This window comes from Mammaliicoccus sp. L-M44, assembly GCF_022386355.1.
Classification (GTDB): domain Bacteria; phylum Bacillota; class Bacilli; order Staphylococcales; family Staphylococcaceae; genus Mammaliicoccus; species Mammaliicoccus sciuri_A.
Window position 1 is genome coordinate 14,756 of the sequence record NZ_JAJNIU010000013.1, and the last position, 14,966, is coordinate 29,721.

Sequence of the window (14,966 nt, forward strand, 5' to 3'; positions counted from 1 at the left end):
GGGGTCTTCATATGATAGATGTTAAAAGTCCAATTATTCAAAGCGGATTGAGCTTTCAAATTATTTTAAGAGAACCAGAAAATCAAGAAATATTTGATGTAGATGATGATGAACTTACAGTCGGCTATGCGTCTGACTATTTAAATAAAGCATTAAAAGTTATTTCTGTAAAAGAGATAGAAAGTGAACTATATGGATTAATTGTAAGAGGTACGAATATTATAGGATGGACAAGATTAAATCATTCTATCAAATTAATTTCGAAACCTATTGATACGATAAGAGTGGATTTACGTCATTTCTCTACACCACAAATTAATAGAGAACTAGGATTTAAAGTTGATTATAATTTGTTGTTTAAAGAAAAGAACTTTTCATCTAGAGCGTTGTATTTAATTGAAGGTGAAGTGTTAGAAGCTGTATTTAATAAAGGAACATTTACAGGGTTTGTGCCTACGAAAGATATAGATAGAGCAATTCCTATTAATAAAAAAGTATCGATAGAAGAATCTACAATTTTTTATCAAGATAGTGCATTGCACAAATCAATCGATTTATCATTGGATGAAGAACAATTTGATTTCAATAACGTCTCGATTGATATGGTTTTCTTAAAGGCAGAATCGGTAAGGATCATAATTAAAAAGAAAAAATATTGGATTAGCTTAAATGATTTAGAAGATAAAAGTATAATTCAAGATTTAGAAGCTAAGCAATATGAAAATTATAACGAGTTAACACTAGAACAGCTGGATATGATTACAAACTTTCAAGAAGAAAGAAAAGAATCAAAATCTGCAATTGTTCGTTTGATAAACGAAAATATCTCATTACAAAAAACAAATAAAAAAGAAGAAAAAGCGCAGTATGAAAGACTATATATGAATTTGAAAAATTCTAAATTAGGAAAGATTCAAACGAAATACTGGAGTTGGAGAAATAGGAGGAAATCATAATGTCTTCAAATATGCCAACAAATATCAATCGAAATAGTAATATCGAATCCACTAAAGAGGCTTTAGTTAATTTTGATGATAAAACAAAAGTTGAACAATTAGAAGAAGTGTTAGATATTGTTGAACAAGATTATATGTATGGACTATATAAATTAAAAAAGGTTAAAGATCATACAAATCATCATAATTACTATAAAAAAGTAGCAGAAGAAGCAAAATTAGATTTCCTTGAAAATCACCAACAACATTTATCAAAACTTGTAAATTCTGATACGTCACGTGTATTTATTAAAAATAAATACAAAGTTGGTCTCATTGCTGATGAATTTTTATATAACTCATTTAAAGATATAGGTAATATCGTTTATTTAGATAGTGAATTTACGGATTTAACTAGAGATATGGATGTTGTGATTGTTGCGACAGCATGGAGAGGTATAGACGGAAGTTGGACAGGGTTAGCTTCAGTAAATAGTGAGAAACGAAGAATGCTCATTGAAGGCATTCAAAAGGCTAGAAAATTCAATATACCGATAGTCTTTTATTCTAAAGAAGACCCTGTCAATTTCCATTTATACAAAGATATTGCGACAGAATGCGATATTATTCTGACATCTGCTGCGGAAGTGGTAGAAGATTATAAAGAGTATTGTCAAAATGATAAAGTACATGTACTTCAATTTGGTATTAATCCTCATTACCATAATCCAGTAGGTACGAGAAATCCATATAATAAATCATTTAAAAACGATGTTATTTTTGCAGGAAGTTGGACTGAGAAATATCCTGTTAGAAACCAAGAATCTGCAAGAATCTTTGATGAATTAATCAATAATGAAAATGACTTAACAATTGTCGATAGAAACTTACCGTTAAGAAGAAGACGTTACCAATTCCCAATGAAATATATCCCATTTTTAACTATGCCAATCGATCATGAAGAACTAATGAAATTGCATAAAGTATATAGATGGGCAGTAAATGTCAATTCAGTAAAATATTCAGAAACGATGTTTGCTAATAGAATCTTTGAATTACAAGCTTTTGGGAATTTAATCTTATCTAACTATTCAGTAGGTGTTAATAATCAATTTCCAAATGTATTTATGATTAATCATAAAACTGATGTGGCACCAATTATGAACCAATATCAAGAATATGAAATAGAAGATATGCAGGCTAAAAGTATACGTAGTGTGATGAGAAACTGTACAACGTATCATCGCTTAGATGAAGTTCTATCATATATTGGCATTGAACCGACTCAAAAAGAATCACAAATACTCGTAGTTGTTGATGCATTAACCGATAAAATGAAAGATATTCTATATCGACAATTACATGTTCAGTTTGATGTTATAGAAGCGCAAGATACGATAGAAGATGCATCACAATATGATTTTATAACTTACATGAAAGATTCAATCGAATATGAAGAATATTATTTAGAAGATTTATTAACAGCATTTAAATATGTAGATGTTGATTTTGTTACGAAAGATAAACAACATGAAGCACATCAATTTATTGAAAAAGCTCAAAATAAATATGTAACAATGTATCATAAAAATATATTCGATCAACAATTGAATATTACACAATCTCAAAATGGCTATAATTTAGATCAATCAGAAATTTATGACGCATCTTTATATGGTCAAAGTAACCGTAAGAAAAAATTAAGTGTCATTATTCCAATTCATAATAATGGTACTTATTTAGAAGACAAGTGTATGAGAAGTTTAAGAAGATCTTCAATATTTAAAGATATGGAAATTATATTCGTAAATGATGGTAGTACGGATTCTGAAACGATATCTATTATTAATCGATTAAGAAGACGATACCCAGATATCGTTTACTATGCATATGAAGAGGGATCAGGTAGTGCTTCAAGACCTAGAAATAAAGGTGCTGAACTTGCTTCTACAGATTATATTACTTATTTAGATCCTGATAACGAAGCTACTGGTGATGGTTATGCAACATTATTAGAAGAAATAGAATCGAATAAAGATGTCGATATGGTTATCGGTAATATTATTAAAGAAGATAATAAGCGCAGAGCATTGTTTAATTATGCTGGCACAGTTATGAAGTATAACGATGGAAAATTATTAATCGAAGACCCTAAAAAATATATGAAAAAATGTGGTCTGCGTGCTCAAAGTATTCAAGCTTTAATCATTAAATCACAAATTATTAAAGACAATAATATTCGAATGATTGAAGGTGCTGCTGGCCAAGATACTTTATTCTTCCAAGAATTAATGATTCATTCTAAAAAAGTACAAGCTGTAACAGATGTTATTCATATGTATTATGCTGCTGTGTCTGGATCAGTTACAAATTCGATTTCTAAGAAGCTATTTGATAAATATTACACGTTAGAAATTGAAAGAATTCCATTTTACGAAAAACATGGATTGTTAACATCCTACTTAGAACATAGATTTAATTTTTACGTTAAAGGCTGGTATTTGCCAAGATTAGAAAAAGTAAAACCAGAAGAAAGAAAAGAAGCGGTAGAACGATTTTTAGAAATATATAGTTTGTATGATCAATATAAACGTCCAGAAGACCATGATTTAAATCAATATGTTGAACATTTAAAGCAAGAAGTTCAGCAATAATTGCATGATTGATATAAGGGGGTGTGTATGATGGATAATACGTTCATAAATTTTAACAAAGCATATATGATCGTTCCTCGACAAATTTCAATTGAAGATAAAAACTATCGTCAATATGTTCAATTTACTGACTTTACGATTTATTTTTCAAATGATTTAAGTGCTTATGAGTATACAAAGAATGATATCAAAGTAGTCATATTAGGTCATTTTGTGCATACGAAACATGTCGATTTAAAATATCCTGAAATATGCGCCCAATTATTATCTCACGAAATAGATTCTTATGCTTTTCTTGAAGAGATGAGTTTTTATAATGGCAGGTATGTTATGTTAATAGAGTATAATGGACGTTTGCTACTATATAATGATGCAACGTCATTTTTATCATTGTATTATCATGCATCTCATGATTTATATGCTAGTCATTCTGAATTAGTGAATCAACTCGTAAAGTTATGTTTTGATAAGACTTGTGAAAGAATCGCACATAAGTCATATGGATTTTTAGACTATAGTAAATATAAAGATGTTTATAAATTCAATGCCAATACAAGATTTAATATAACAGACCATACAATTAAAAGAATTTATCCAATCAACCCATGTGTTAAGAAATCAGCAGAAGAAGTATATAGTATCGTTAACCATGAAATTGAAGCAGCGGTTGATTATTTATTTCGATTTAATCAAAAAGTGATTTGTTCTATCACTGCTGGTCATGATTCTAAAGTATCCTTATCTTATATTAAAGAACATATCAATGATGTGAATTTCTTTACTTATACAAAAAATATAGATGAATTAGAACATGAACATGCTGCTCGTATTTATCGTATAGATGAATATATCTCTCAAAAAATGGCATATAATTTAAATTTAAAGCATACGCTATTTAATATGGATCAACTAGCAGTCAATTCAAATTTGATCGATAGATATCGGTTATACGAAACAGATCATAGTATTCATTTAATTAATTATTATCATGAGAATAGGTCGTTTAATCATTGTATACATTTAAAGTCTACTATCTTTGAACTTGCTAAAAACATTATTCCGAAGCGGATACAACGAACAGACTCATTTTTACCGTATGAAAATGCAATCAAAAAATGGGCTAAAGATTTTCCGCTAGATCAATTATCTCACGATTATTTAATAGAATTTATTAATAGAAATGAGCTCTATAAGACGATTGAATTAGGTTATCATCCTTACGAAACGTTGTATTACGAATCTAGAATGAACGGTTGGCATAGCTGTATTGTTCAAGAAAGTGATGATTATTTAGACGTGTTTAGCTTAATCAATACGAGGCATATCTTATTCGAATTTATGAGTATTGAGCAGGAAGATAAGCAAAACCAAATGTTACATAAATTGATGATTAAACATCATTGGCCAATTTTAAATTATTTTCAAATCAATGACATGAACACATTAGAGTATAGAATAATTCAATTAGAAGAAGACACAAATAGAGATGTTGAGAGTTTGGCTCATGTAATGATTCAAACTGAAGATTTCTATCAAGTCATACAAAATGAAAAAAAGTTATTTCGTGCATTAACACCTAAATTTAGTAATGAAAATCAAAAGAAAATGATTTTAACGAATACGCAGGATAACACGATTACACTTGAGTTGAGAACATTTTATCATAATAAAAATGGCAGAAATACGGTGTACTTTGATATTGAAAGTGAGCCAATCGACTTAGTAGATTTGAGTAAAAACAATTTGGAATTGATGATAGAACCACAATCATCAATTACAATTTCTGTCTACGCAAGTAAAAAAATTGAGAAAACATCATGGATCAGCGCTTCACAATTTGAACTTATTGAAAAATAAAAATCAAGTAGGTCGTTATATATGAAGATAGTTACTGAAATCTTTAAAGAACAATTTAATAATTTACCTAAAATTTTTAAACTTGCAATTTATAATATGAAAAGTCAATATGCCAATCATTATCTTGGTGTATTTTGGAATATATTACAACCCATCTTACAAGTTGCTGTATATTATCTTGTGTTTGGTTTAGGTTTAAGAGGAGATGCGAGTGCACAAGTAGTAGGCGTACCATTTTTAGTACATCTTATTTCAGGTTTGTTTCCTTGGTTATTTATATCACAAGGGATCAATACAGGTGCATCTGCAATTCAAGGCAATGTAGGACTCTTATCAAAAATGAAGTTCCCATCTTCAATATTTATTTCTATAGCTTTAACAAATAATATGATTAATTTAATGATTACATCAGCCATTTTATTTGTCATATCTGTTATTAATGGCTATGTACCTTGGTGGCATTACTTTTGGTTTATATACTTTTTAGTCGCATCTTATGCAATTATTTTCGGTATTTCATTAATTATGAGTACATTAATTATTGTTATTCGCGATACTAAAAATTTATTACAAAATGTTATAAGAATGCTATTCTTTATGACACCTATCTTTTGGGCGATGGAAGAAGCACATGGTATTTTACAAAGGTTAGCAAGTCTAAATCCATTTGCATATTTAGTAGGTGTTTATCGTACGGCATTTGTGCATGATAACGTATCTGTGTACGGACAATGGCATGATCATTTATATTTTTGGCTTTTAACAATTATATTATTATTAATAGGTTCATTGGTTCATTCAAGGTTTAAACGGAAATTACTAGACTACTTATAGGGTGTTCATAATATGACAAAGAAATTATTAATGATTTCACAAAATTTTTATCCAGAACTTGGGTCAGCCGCAAATCGAATGAAAATGATGTTCAAAGCTTTTCGTTCAAGTGGTTCAGACCCGACAATGTTAACAACTGAGCCAACATATCCTAACCAAAGTTTATTTGAAGACCAATCTTATTTTACAGATGAATCTTTAAATAAATTAGAAAAGAAGAAAATTATTCGAATGAAAATGCATGGTAATAAGCAAAATAGTAATTTTATCATGAGGTTAGTCTATTATATAGAACAATACGTTAGATTAAGAGTCTTCTTGAAAATGCACAATGACGATTACGATATTGTGTATGTTTCTAGTCCAAATATATTTCTAGCTTGGGCGACGCTATTTTTTAAAAGTGCGAAACATCCGACATATGTATTAGAAATTAGAGATTTATGGCCAGACAGTGTAAATGGATTAAAGCATATTAACATAAGTTTATTTATGCCACTGTTAAAATATTTAGAGAAAAAAATGTATAATTCTGCAGATAAAATTGTCATTAATAATGAAGCATTTAGGTCACATATTCAGAAGCGATTACAGCGAAAAGTGCCTATATTTTATTTACCAAACGGCATTTCAAGAAATGAACTGATAAGTGAAGAAAAATATAATGATTTTAGTGTTATTTATACAGGAAATATTGGATATGCCCAAGATGTAGATAAACTTATTTCTATATGCTTAGCTTTAAATGATAAACAAATCAATGTTACAGCGATTGTTTATGGTGTTCAAGCTGACAAATTTAGAAAAGCTGTGAGAGATTGTAAGTATATTCAAGTGAAAAAGCCTATGGATCGTACAGCTTGTTTAACTGAAATATCTAAACATCATATTTCACTTTCAATTTTAGAATCTTCAGATGTGTTTATGAATGTGATGCCTGGAAAAATTGTTGACGCTATTGGTGTTGGAACACCTCCTATATCTAATATTAGTGGTCCAACTGAAGCCATTATTCAAAAATATAATCTAGGATTTGCAAGAAAACAAGCTTCAATAGATACAATCGTAAACGAAATTGAATCATTAAAACATGATGAACAAGCATTATCCATTAAAGCCAAGAATGCACGTGAATATCGTGATGAACACCTTATTTGGGAAGATAATATTGAAAAGCTTATGACATTTTTAAGAAAAGGTGATAGAGATGACAAAAACTTATAAAATAAAATGTGAAAATGTCTCGAAAGTTTACGACTTAAATGTAAACAGAAAAGATAAGCTGCTATCTTTATTTACTTTTGGATTAAGTTATAAATCTAAACCTTATTATGCTTTACATGACATTTCATTTGAAGTAGAAGAAGGGACTTCTGTAGGCATAATTGGACTGAATGGTTCAGGTAAATCAACTTTATCTAATATTCTAGGCGGTGTTGTTGAACCTTCTTCTGGAACAGTTTATACAAATGGTAAGCCGTCGCTAATTGCGATTGGCGCAGGGTTAAATCCTGAATTTACAGGTGAAGAAAATATTCATTATAAATGTTTAATGCACGGTATGTCGCAACGAGAAATAAATGAAAAATTTGATGATATTGTTCAGTTTAGTGAGCTTGATGAATTTATTTATCAACCCTTAAAATCATATTCTAGTGGTATGAAATCAAGATTAGGCTTTGCAATTGCGATTCATACAGATCCAGATATACTTATTGTCGATGAAGCATTGTCAGTAGGTGATGAAACATTTTCGAATAAATGTATAGATAAAATGCATGATTTACAAGAACAAGGAAAAACAATATTTTTTGTATCTCATTCAGCAGGACAAATTAAAAAAATGTGTAAAAAAGCGATTTGGATACATTATGGTGAGATGGTTGCATATGGTGAAGTCAATGATATCGTGGCGAGGTACGTTAATCTCATTCAGAAAGTAAAAAAGAAATCGAAAAAAGAACAATTAGAATATAAACGTATTAAAATCCAACAACAACGTAATAAAGAAGTTGATGATTCAGTCATACAAAAAGAAAAAAGACCAACAAGTTTATTAGCGATGATTGGGATCATGAGTGTGGCATGGATATATATACTACTATTCCAAGTAGGGATACTATAAATTGCATGGAATGAGGTTATCAAATGAAAAAGGTCACAATGTTTGTATGGAATCATTTTACGAATGATGCAAGAGTCAATAGAGAGTGTACAACTTTAGCGGATAATGGATATGATGTAAATTTAATTGCGATAAATGATCCGAAAAATCCTGCTATTTCAGCTTATGAAGAAATATCTAACACATTTAAAGTTCATAGAGTGAAGAGATATACATGGTTATTGCAAGCTTATCAAGATCATGGTAAGAAATTCTTATTAGTTGTAGCTGGTGTACAAGTTGTTATTATACCAAGTCTTTTCTATATAAGTTTCACATTAATGGCAGCTTATCTGTTATCACTCGTGGTTGCTGCAGGTATGATAAAGTTTAAAAAAATAAGAAAATGGTTTATAAATGGTGTAATTATTACGAGAATGATTGTAAAAGGTTATATACAAAATGCTGATATTTATCATGCAAATGATTTAAATACATTGCCTCAAGCTATCGTATGTTCTAAATTGCGCTTAAAACCAAAACCTTTAATTTATGATAGTCATGAAGTTCAATCTGACAGAACTGGTTATAATCCAAAGACAATTAAGCGTATTGAGTCGTTTATGTTAAAATTTGTAGATCAAATGATTGTAGAAAATCATACAAGAGCAAAATACAATGAAGATATATATGGATTCTATCCTAAAACATTATATAACTACTCAGAGAAATACAATATTGAAGAAAAGCCACAAATCAATTTACATAAGAAAATAGGCATCAATGAAGATGAGAAAATTTTACTTTATCAAGGCGGACTTCAACAAGGAAGAGGACTTGAATTGCTTATAGAAGCGATGGATGAAATTGAAGAAGGGCATTTACTATTTATCGGTGGAGGGAAGTTAACGCAACCTTTAAAAAAACAAGCCGAAGCTTCCAAACAAGCTGATAGAATTCATTTCTTAGATAAAGTACCATTTCAAGAATTACCATCATATACGCGTGAAGCATATCTTGGGTTCCAAGTGTTACAGAACATTTGCTTCAATCACTATTCAGCAAGTTCAAATAAATTATTTGAATATATGATGGCTCACGTACCAGTTATCAGTTGTGACTTCCCAGAAATTAAGAAAGTAGTTGAAGAAACTAATACCGGTTTAGTTGTGGATTCACATAACGCTTCAGAAATAGCTAATGCAGTGAATCAACTTGTAAAAGATACAAGCTTAAGAAATCAATTAAGTGAAAACACTAAACAAGCTAAAGAAATCTACAATTGGAATAATGAAAAATCAAAATTACTCGAAGTCTATAATCAATTTGTACCATTGGAGCATTCAATAACTCAAGTTGATACAAAATAACAGAAGGTCTACCATGCCTCGGCATGGAAGACCTTTTTTATGTGTTTTGAAGTAGTCATCAATTATATTTAGTAACTTGTGTTTTGTAAATATTGGGATTACAATTATATAATTATGATAGTAACGGTAGAAGGAGTAATTGTAAGATGTATATTAAAAAGAGTATAGAACGCGTTAGCAATTTTATTGAAGTAGGTAATGAACGAGAAGCAATGATGTTACTAAGAGATCTAGAAGCAAATGTAGTAAGATATGATTTTGAAATAATGGGAGACGGATTTAACAAATTTGCTGAAATATACGTATCACAAAAAAACAGAAAAAAAGCAATCGAAATGTATCAAAAAGCAATCCTATATTATAGAGAAGTCGGAAACCAAGAAAAAGTATCCCAAGTCAGTCGTAACTTTGAAAATCTGATCTTGTAGAGTTTAGCTGTAAAGTAGATATAATATAAAGTACCTTCCAGAAAATAATTTTGAGGAAGGTACTTTTTTATTAGTAGAATTGATTTTGTTTTCATAGTATAAATAGGAGCTCTGTATTTATCAAGACTCATCAAACTAGATAAATAGGAGGTCTGAATATTGCAAGTGGGGCATGACTAGCAATATTGAGGGTCTGAACATTGCAAGTGGGGCATGACTAGCAACATAGAGCCCCCGAATATTGCAAGACTGACCAAACTAGCAACATAGCAACCTCAATACAATCCCAAATCCCCAGCCATCCAACCAATACTGACCAATCCCCATCTAACCAACCAACTCACTCTCCATACCATTAATTAATTCTATTCAAAATAAAAAAGCTGTTATTAAAGTCTCTGACTTTAATAACAGCTTTAAATATATAGGTTTTACATATGGGCGCTGTGTCCGCCAACCATAACCCAATAAGTACCGATTATTACTAATAAAGTAATAATTACTGCGAAGAGTACTTTGAATGCAGTTGCGCGTCCATCTGGTCCTTCTGTTAAATGCATGAACATTAGTAATTGAACTAATGCTTGTAAGAAAGCAAATCCAATAATGATTGATGTTCTTACTTGTAGTGACATGCCAGTGTATAACATGACATAAACAGCTACTAATGTTAATACAATTGAGAATATTAAACCGACTGTATGTGTAACGACTGTTTTATTCATGATCCACTCACCATCCCTACAAGATAAACTAATGTAAAGATAAAGATCCATACAACATCAAGGAAATGCCAGTATAAACTTCCGATAAATACTTTAGGTGCATTGTGTTCATTTAATCCACGTGTAAGGATTTGGATTAATACACCTAAAATCCAGAATATACCTAAAGTAACATGGAGACCATGTGTTCCTAAAAGTATAAAGAATGAAGACCAGAATGATCCTAATTGAGGTGTAACACCTTCATGAACATAGTGAGTAAATTCGTAAATTTCAAATCCTACGAATCCGGCACCTAAGATAAGTGTAATAATCATCCATACCATCATCATTTTGACATTTTCTTTACGCATGTAGTAAACACCGATACCACAAGTGTAACTACTTACAAGTAATAGGAATGTCATAATCATAACTAATGGTAATTCAAATAATTCTGGTGTAGTGAAACCACCGTATGAACCACTTTTCTGTAATACTAAGAATGTTGCAAATAATGTACCGAATAACGCAACCTCAGCAGTAAGAAAGACCCAAAATCCGAGTTTATTTAATTGTCCTGTTTCATTAACAGTATCAATTGTATTGTGGTGTTCATTACTCATCTTTATTGTCCTCCTTTTCCTGTAATTCTTGTTCACGTAATTCGCGTAATTTTGCTTCATTTTCTTCTAATTCTTCAGCATGAATATGGTAGCCGTAGTCTTTTTCGAAACTTCTCCAAACCATACATGCTAATACGCCAATACCAAAGATAATTGCTGGTATATATGTTTCAAATACTAGGAAGAATCCACCGAATAAGAAACATACTGCCATCCAGAATCCAACATGTGTATTGTTAGGCATATGAATATCTTTATAATCTCTATCGTCAAGATAGTGTTTACCATTTTGTTTCATTTCTACAAATGTTTCAGTATCATACCATTTTGGTGTAATAGCGAAGTTGTAGTGTGGTGGCATTGCTGAAGCAGTAGCCCATTCTAATGTTCTACCTAAACCATTCCAGTTGTCACCAGTTGCTTCACGTTTCGCTTTACCAAAGCTGTATACGACGTTCCATACTAGAGCTAAGAAACCAATACCCATCAAGAATGCACCAATTGTAGAGATGAAGTTTAATGAGAACCATCCATCTGCTTGAGTGTATTTATATAAACGACGTGGCATTCCATCTAAACCTAATAGGAATTGTGGTAAGAAACATAAGTTGAATCCTAAAGTAAATGTCCAGAATAACCATTGATTAATCTTTTCATTTAATTTGTGACCAAACATTTTTGGATACCAGAATATTAAACCTGCGAAACATGCGAATACAACACCAGCGATAATAACGTAGTGGAAGTGTGCCACTAAGAAATAAGTATTGTGATATTGATAGTCCGCTGCTGCCATAGCAAGCATAACACCTGTAACCCCACCTAATGTGAAGTTTGGAATAAAGGCTAATGCGAATAACATAGGTGATTCAAATGTAATTCGACCTTTATATAAGGTTAATAGCCAGTTGAATATTTTAACACCAGTTGGTACGGCAATTAACATAGTTGATATTGAGAAGAATGAGTTAACTAATGCACCACTACCCATAGTGAAGAAATGGTGAACCCAAACGATAAAGCTTAAGAACGCAATACCACCAGTTGCCCAAACCATACTTTGATGTCCGAATAATCTTTTTCTAGCAAAAGTAGGGATGATTTCAGAGTAAATACCGAATGCCGGTAATACTAAAATATAAACTTCAGGGTGACCCCATACCCAGAAGAAGTTAGCCCATAACATTGGCATACCACCATTAGCAACTTCAAAGAAGCTTGTTCCCATTAAACGGTCGAAAGTCATTAAAGCAAGTGCGACAGTTAAAATAGGGAAGGCTAAGATAATTAATAATGATGTAATTAATGTTGTCATTGAGAACATTGGGATTTGCATAAATTTCATTGATTTAGTACGTAATTTTAAGATCGTAACGAAGAAGTTAATACCCGTCATTAACGTACCAATACCAGAAATTTGAATTGCAATTAAATAATAGTTAATACCTGTACCTGGACTGAAGTCAGTTGCAAGTGGCGCATAGTTTGTCCAACCAGCAGCTGGCGCACCACCAAGTACGAATGAAATATTAAATAATCCCATTCCGGCAGCAAATAACCAGAAACTTAAGTTATTTAACATAGGGAATGCAACATCTCGAGCACCTAATTGTAAAGGAACAACAACGTTCATTAAACCGATTAAGAACGGCATTGCCATGAAGATAATCATGATTACACCATGTGTTGTAAAGATTTCATTATAGTGCTGAGATTTAAGTAATGTATTATCAGGTGTCATTAATTGTAAACGGATAAGAAGTGCATCTACACCGCCACGGAAGAACATAATGATTGCAGATATAATATACATTACACCGATTTTTTTATGGTCAACTGAAGTTAACCACTCTGTATAAAGCCATTTCCATTTTTTATAGTATGTTAGACCACCAACAACGCATATACCTGTTAATACAAGTAATACTTGCGCCATTGTTATCATCCAGTCACTTTGAACGATAAATTCATTCCATGGAAAATTCATTACTTGTCACCTCCATGGTTCTTATCTGAAGATTTTTCATCATCAGATTTTGCATCTTCTTGCATTTTTTCCATTTCGTCCATATGATGTTTTTCTTCTTTTTTGAAGTCACTGTCATATTTTTCGTTATTTTTAAGAATCATAGGTTTCATTCCATGACGTTCATAGTTAGGGTTTGTAACAGTCACTTTACGTGCAGGTAATACTGGTTTTTCTGTTACGCCTTCGCTTTCATCATAGAAGTTTGGATCTTTTGGTTCATAGCGGAAACGTTTATAAGCATGGAAAATGTATTCAGGATCCGCAGCAGGATCTACATATGCTAAGTGTGTTCCACTAAAAGTAAGTTCCTCATTCTTAGTTGTAGGTAAAAGTTGATGATCGAATGTATCTTGATCAATTGTTTTACGTTTTTGAGATTTAGAAACCCATTTATCATAATCTTCGTTGCTTACAGCGTTAACATTAAAGGTTTGTCTAGAGAACCCTTCACCATTAAAGTTAGAGTTTCTTCCTTTGAATGTACCTGTTTCATTAGCTTGCAATGTCCAATCCATTGTCATGCTAGTCATAGCGTACTTCTGTCCACCTAATTGAGGTACCCAGAAACTTGTCATTGTATCCATAGATTGTAATTTAAATAGAACTGGTCGACCTTCTGGAATCGTTACATGATTGACAGTTTCGACTTTCTCATCAGGATAACTAAAGAACCATTTAAAGCCAGCACTTGTTGCATAAATAACAACTGGGTCTTCTTCAGACTTAGGTGCTTCTTCATAATTGTACAATGATTTAATTGTTGGTACGGCTAATATCACAAGTATGATGATTGGAATAATAAACCATACAACTTCTAAAACGACGTTGTGATGCATCGTACCAGATGTTTCATTTTTTGTTTTTCTATATTTAATAATAAATATTAAAAACAAAACGGAGACCACTATAACAATAAAGACCATCATAATAATTGAAAAGATAATTAAGAAATGTTGATCTTCAGCCATAGGGCCTTTGGGGTTTAATACTTCTAAATTTGAACAACCACTAAGTAAAATACCTAATGTTGACATGAGAAGTATTGACTTTAACTTTGCCACGTTTTTTACCTCCCAATTTTCTATATACCTATATATATGGCTAGACCTTAATTTTAAAGGATTTAAACATATTTACAAGGCTATAAAATAGGGTGTAAGCGTTATAATATAAAAATGTATTTAATTAACTTTGATATGACGCGTTTTTTTCTAATTGTTAAATTTTTGTGTACATTTTAAAAATATTTAAAAAAACGAAAAAACATCTTTAAATTGTTAAAAACATTGAGTTTTCAGGTTATTAAGAATAGTTCAAAATATTTTTAATATTCTTAAATAGGCACTTAAATGAAACGGAAATTTAAAAATTACACTTTTGATAAATATAAAAAAACAAACCAAATGAATGATTTCATTTGGTTTG

12 protein-coding genes are annotated in these 14,966 nt (G+C 30.9%); 8 read left to right on the plus strand and 4 right to left on the minus strand.

The window, feature by feature from the left end:
• Positions 1-11 precede the first annotated feature (11 nt).
• From LQ611_RS08455 to LQ611_RS08490, 8 genes are all read left to right on the plus strand, one after another.
• Positions 12-956: a hypothetical protein gene (locus tag LQ611_RS08455; RefSeq protein WP_025905442.1), complete on the plus strand. Its 945-nt coding sequence runs from the start codon at positions 12-14 to the stop codon at positions 954-956.
• Positions 956-3,589: a glycosyltransferase gene (locus LQ611_RS08460; RefSeq protein ID WP_107565827.1), complete on the plus strand. Its 2,634-nt coding sequence runs from the start codon at positions 956-958 to the stop codon at positions 3,587-3,589. Before LQ611_RS08455 ends, LQ611_RS08460 begins: the two co-directional genes overlap by 1 nt.
• Before the next feature lie 30 nt (positions 3,590-3,619).
• Positions 3,620-5,446, plus strand: a complete 1,827-nt coding sequence (locus LQ611_RS08465; protein ID WP_107596807.1) for a hypothetical protein — start codon at positions 3,620-3,622, stop codon at positions 5,444-5,446.
• A 21-nt stretch (positions 5,447-5,467) separates the two neighbouring features.
• Positions 5,468-6,280, plus strand: coding sequence for an ABC transporter permease (locus tag LQ611_RS08470; RefSeq protein WP_025905439.1), 813 nt, complete (start codon positions 5,468-5,470; stop codon positions 6,278-6,280).
• Between the two features lie 12 nt (positions 6,281-6,292).
• Positions 6,293-7,504, plus strand: a complete 1,212-nt coding sequence (locus tag LQ611_RS08475; RefSeq protein ID WP_107565825.1) for a glycosyltransferase family 4 protein — start codon at positions 6,293-6,295, stop codon at positions 7,502-7,504.
• 58 nt (positions 7,505-7,562) lie between these two features.
• The gene (locus LQ611_RS08480) at positions 7,563-8,405 is read left to right on the plus strand and encodes an ABC transporter ATP-binding protein (RefSeq protein WP_411814896.1); all 843 of its coding nucleotides are present in this window, start codon (positions 7,563-7,565) and stop codon (positions 8,403-8,405) included.
• Positions 8,406-8,428: 23 nt separating this feature from the next.
• Positions 8,429-9,754 carry a glycosyltransferase gene (locus tag LQ611_RS08485; protein ID WP_107565824.1) on the plus strand — a complete coding sequence of 442 codons (1,326 nt, stop codon included), beginning with the start codon at positions 8,429-8,431 and terminating at the stop codon, positions 9,752-9,754.
• Between the two features lie 146 nt (positions 9,755-9,900).
• The gene (locus tag LQ611_RS08490) at positions 9,901-10,182 is read left to right on the plus strand and encodes a hypothetical protein (protein WP_103361564.1); all 282 of its coding nucleotides are present in this window, start codon (positions 9,901-9,903) and stop codon (positions 10,180-10,182) included.
• A 431-nt stretch (positions 10,183-10,613) separates the two neighbouring features.
• Here LQ611_RS08490 and qoxD read toward each other — a convergent pair whose 3' ends face one another.
• From qoxD to qoxA, 4 genes are read right to left on the minus strand one after another with little or no spacing between them, the layout of a single operon-like run.
• Complete coding sequence (gene qoxD / locus LQ611_RS08495) at positions 10,614-10,907, minus strand: cytochrome aa3 quinol oxidase subunit IV (protein WP_025905215.1); 294 nt, start codon at positions 10,905-10,907, stop codon at positions 10,614-10,616.
• Entirely contained in the window at positions 10,904-11,512 is a 609-nt protein-coding gene (gene qoxC, locus LQ611_RS08500) for a cytochrome aa3 quinol oxidase subunit III (RefSeq protein ID WP_025905214.1), read from the minus strand. Before qoxC ends, qoxD begins: the two co-directional genes overlap by 4 nt.
• On the minus strand, positions 11,505-13,499 hold the full coding sequence (gene qoxB / locus LQ611_RS08505; protein WP_025905213.1) for a cytochrome aa3 quinol oxidase subunit I: 1,995 nt from the start codon (positions 13,497-13,499) through the stop codon (positions 11,505-11,507). The genes qoxC and qoxB overlap by 8 nt, the downstream gene beginning before the upstream one ends.
• Positions 13,499-14,602, minus strand: coding sequence for a cytochrome aa3 quinol oxidase subunit II (qoxA, locus tag LQ611_RS08510; protein WP_107565823.1), 1,104 nt, complete (start codon positions 14,600-14,602; stop codon positions 13,499-13,501). The genes qoxB and qoxA overlap by 1 nt, the downstream gene beginning before the upstream one ends.
• Positions 14,603-14,966: the final 364 nt, after the last annotated feature.

What these genes read in the sequence shown, in the direction of transcription:
- LQ611_RS08455 (WP_025905442.1), top strand. Translation starts at nt 12, where the DNA reads ATGATAGATGTTAAAAGTCCAATTATTCAAAGCGGATTGAGCTTTCAA.
- LQ611_RS08460 (WP_107565827.1), top strand. Translation starts at nt 956, where the DNA reads ATGTCTTCAAATATGCCAACAAATATCAATCGAAATAGTAATATCGAA.
- LQ611_RS08465 (WP_107596807.1), top strand. Translation starts at nt 3,620, where the DNA reads ATGGATAATACGTTCATAAATTTTAACAAAGCATATATGATCGTTCCT.
- LQ611_RS08470 (WP_025905439.1), top strand. Translation starts at nt 5,468, where the DNA reads ATGAAGATAGTTACTGAAATCTTTAAAGAACAATTTAATAATTTACCT.
- LQ611_RS08475 (WP_107565825.1), top strand. Translation starts at nt 6,293, where the DNA reads ATGACAAAGAAATTATTAATGATTTCACAAAATTTTTATCCAGAACTT.
- LQ611_RS08485 (WP_107565824.1), top strand. Translation starts at nt 8,429, where the DNA reads ATGAAAAAGGTCACAATGTTTGTATGGAATCATTTTACGAATGATGCA.
- LQ611_RS08490 (WP_103361564.1), top strand. Translation starts at nt 9,901, where the DNA reads ATGTATATTAAAAAGAGTATAGAACGCGTTAGCAATTTTATTGAAGTA.
- qoxD (WP_025905215.1), bottom strand. Translation starts at nt 10,907, where the DNA reads ATGAATAAAACAGTCGTTACACATACAGTCGGTTTAATATTCTCAATT.
- qoxC (WP_025905214.1), bottom strand. Translation starts at nt 11,512, where the DNA reads ATGAGTAATGAACACCACAATACAATTGATACTGTTAATGAAACAGGA.
- qoxB (WP_025905213.1), bottom strand. Translation starts at nt 13,499, where the DNA reads ATGAATTTTCCATGGAATGAATTTATCGTTCAAAGTGACTGGATGATA.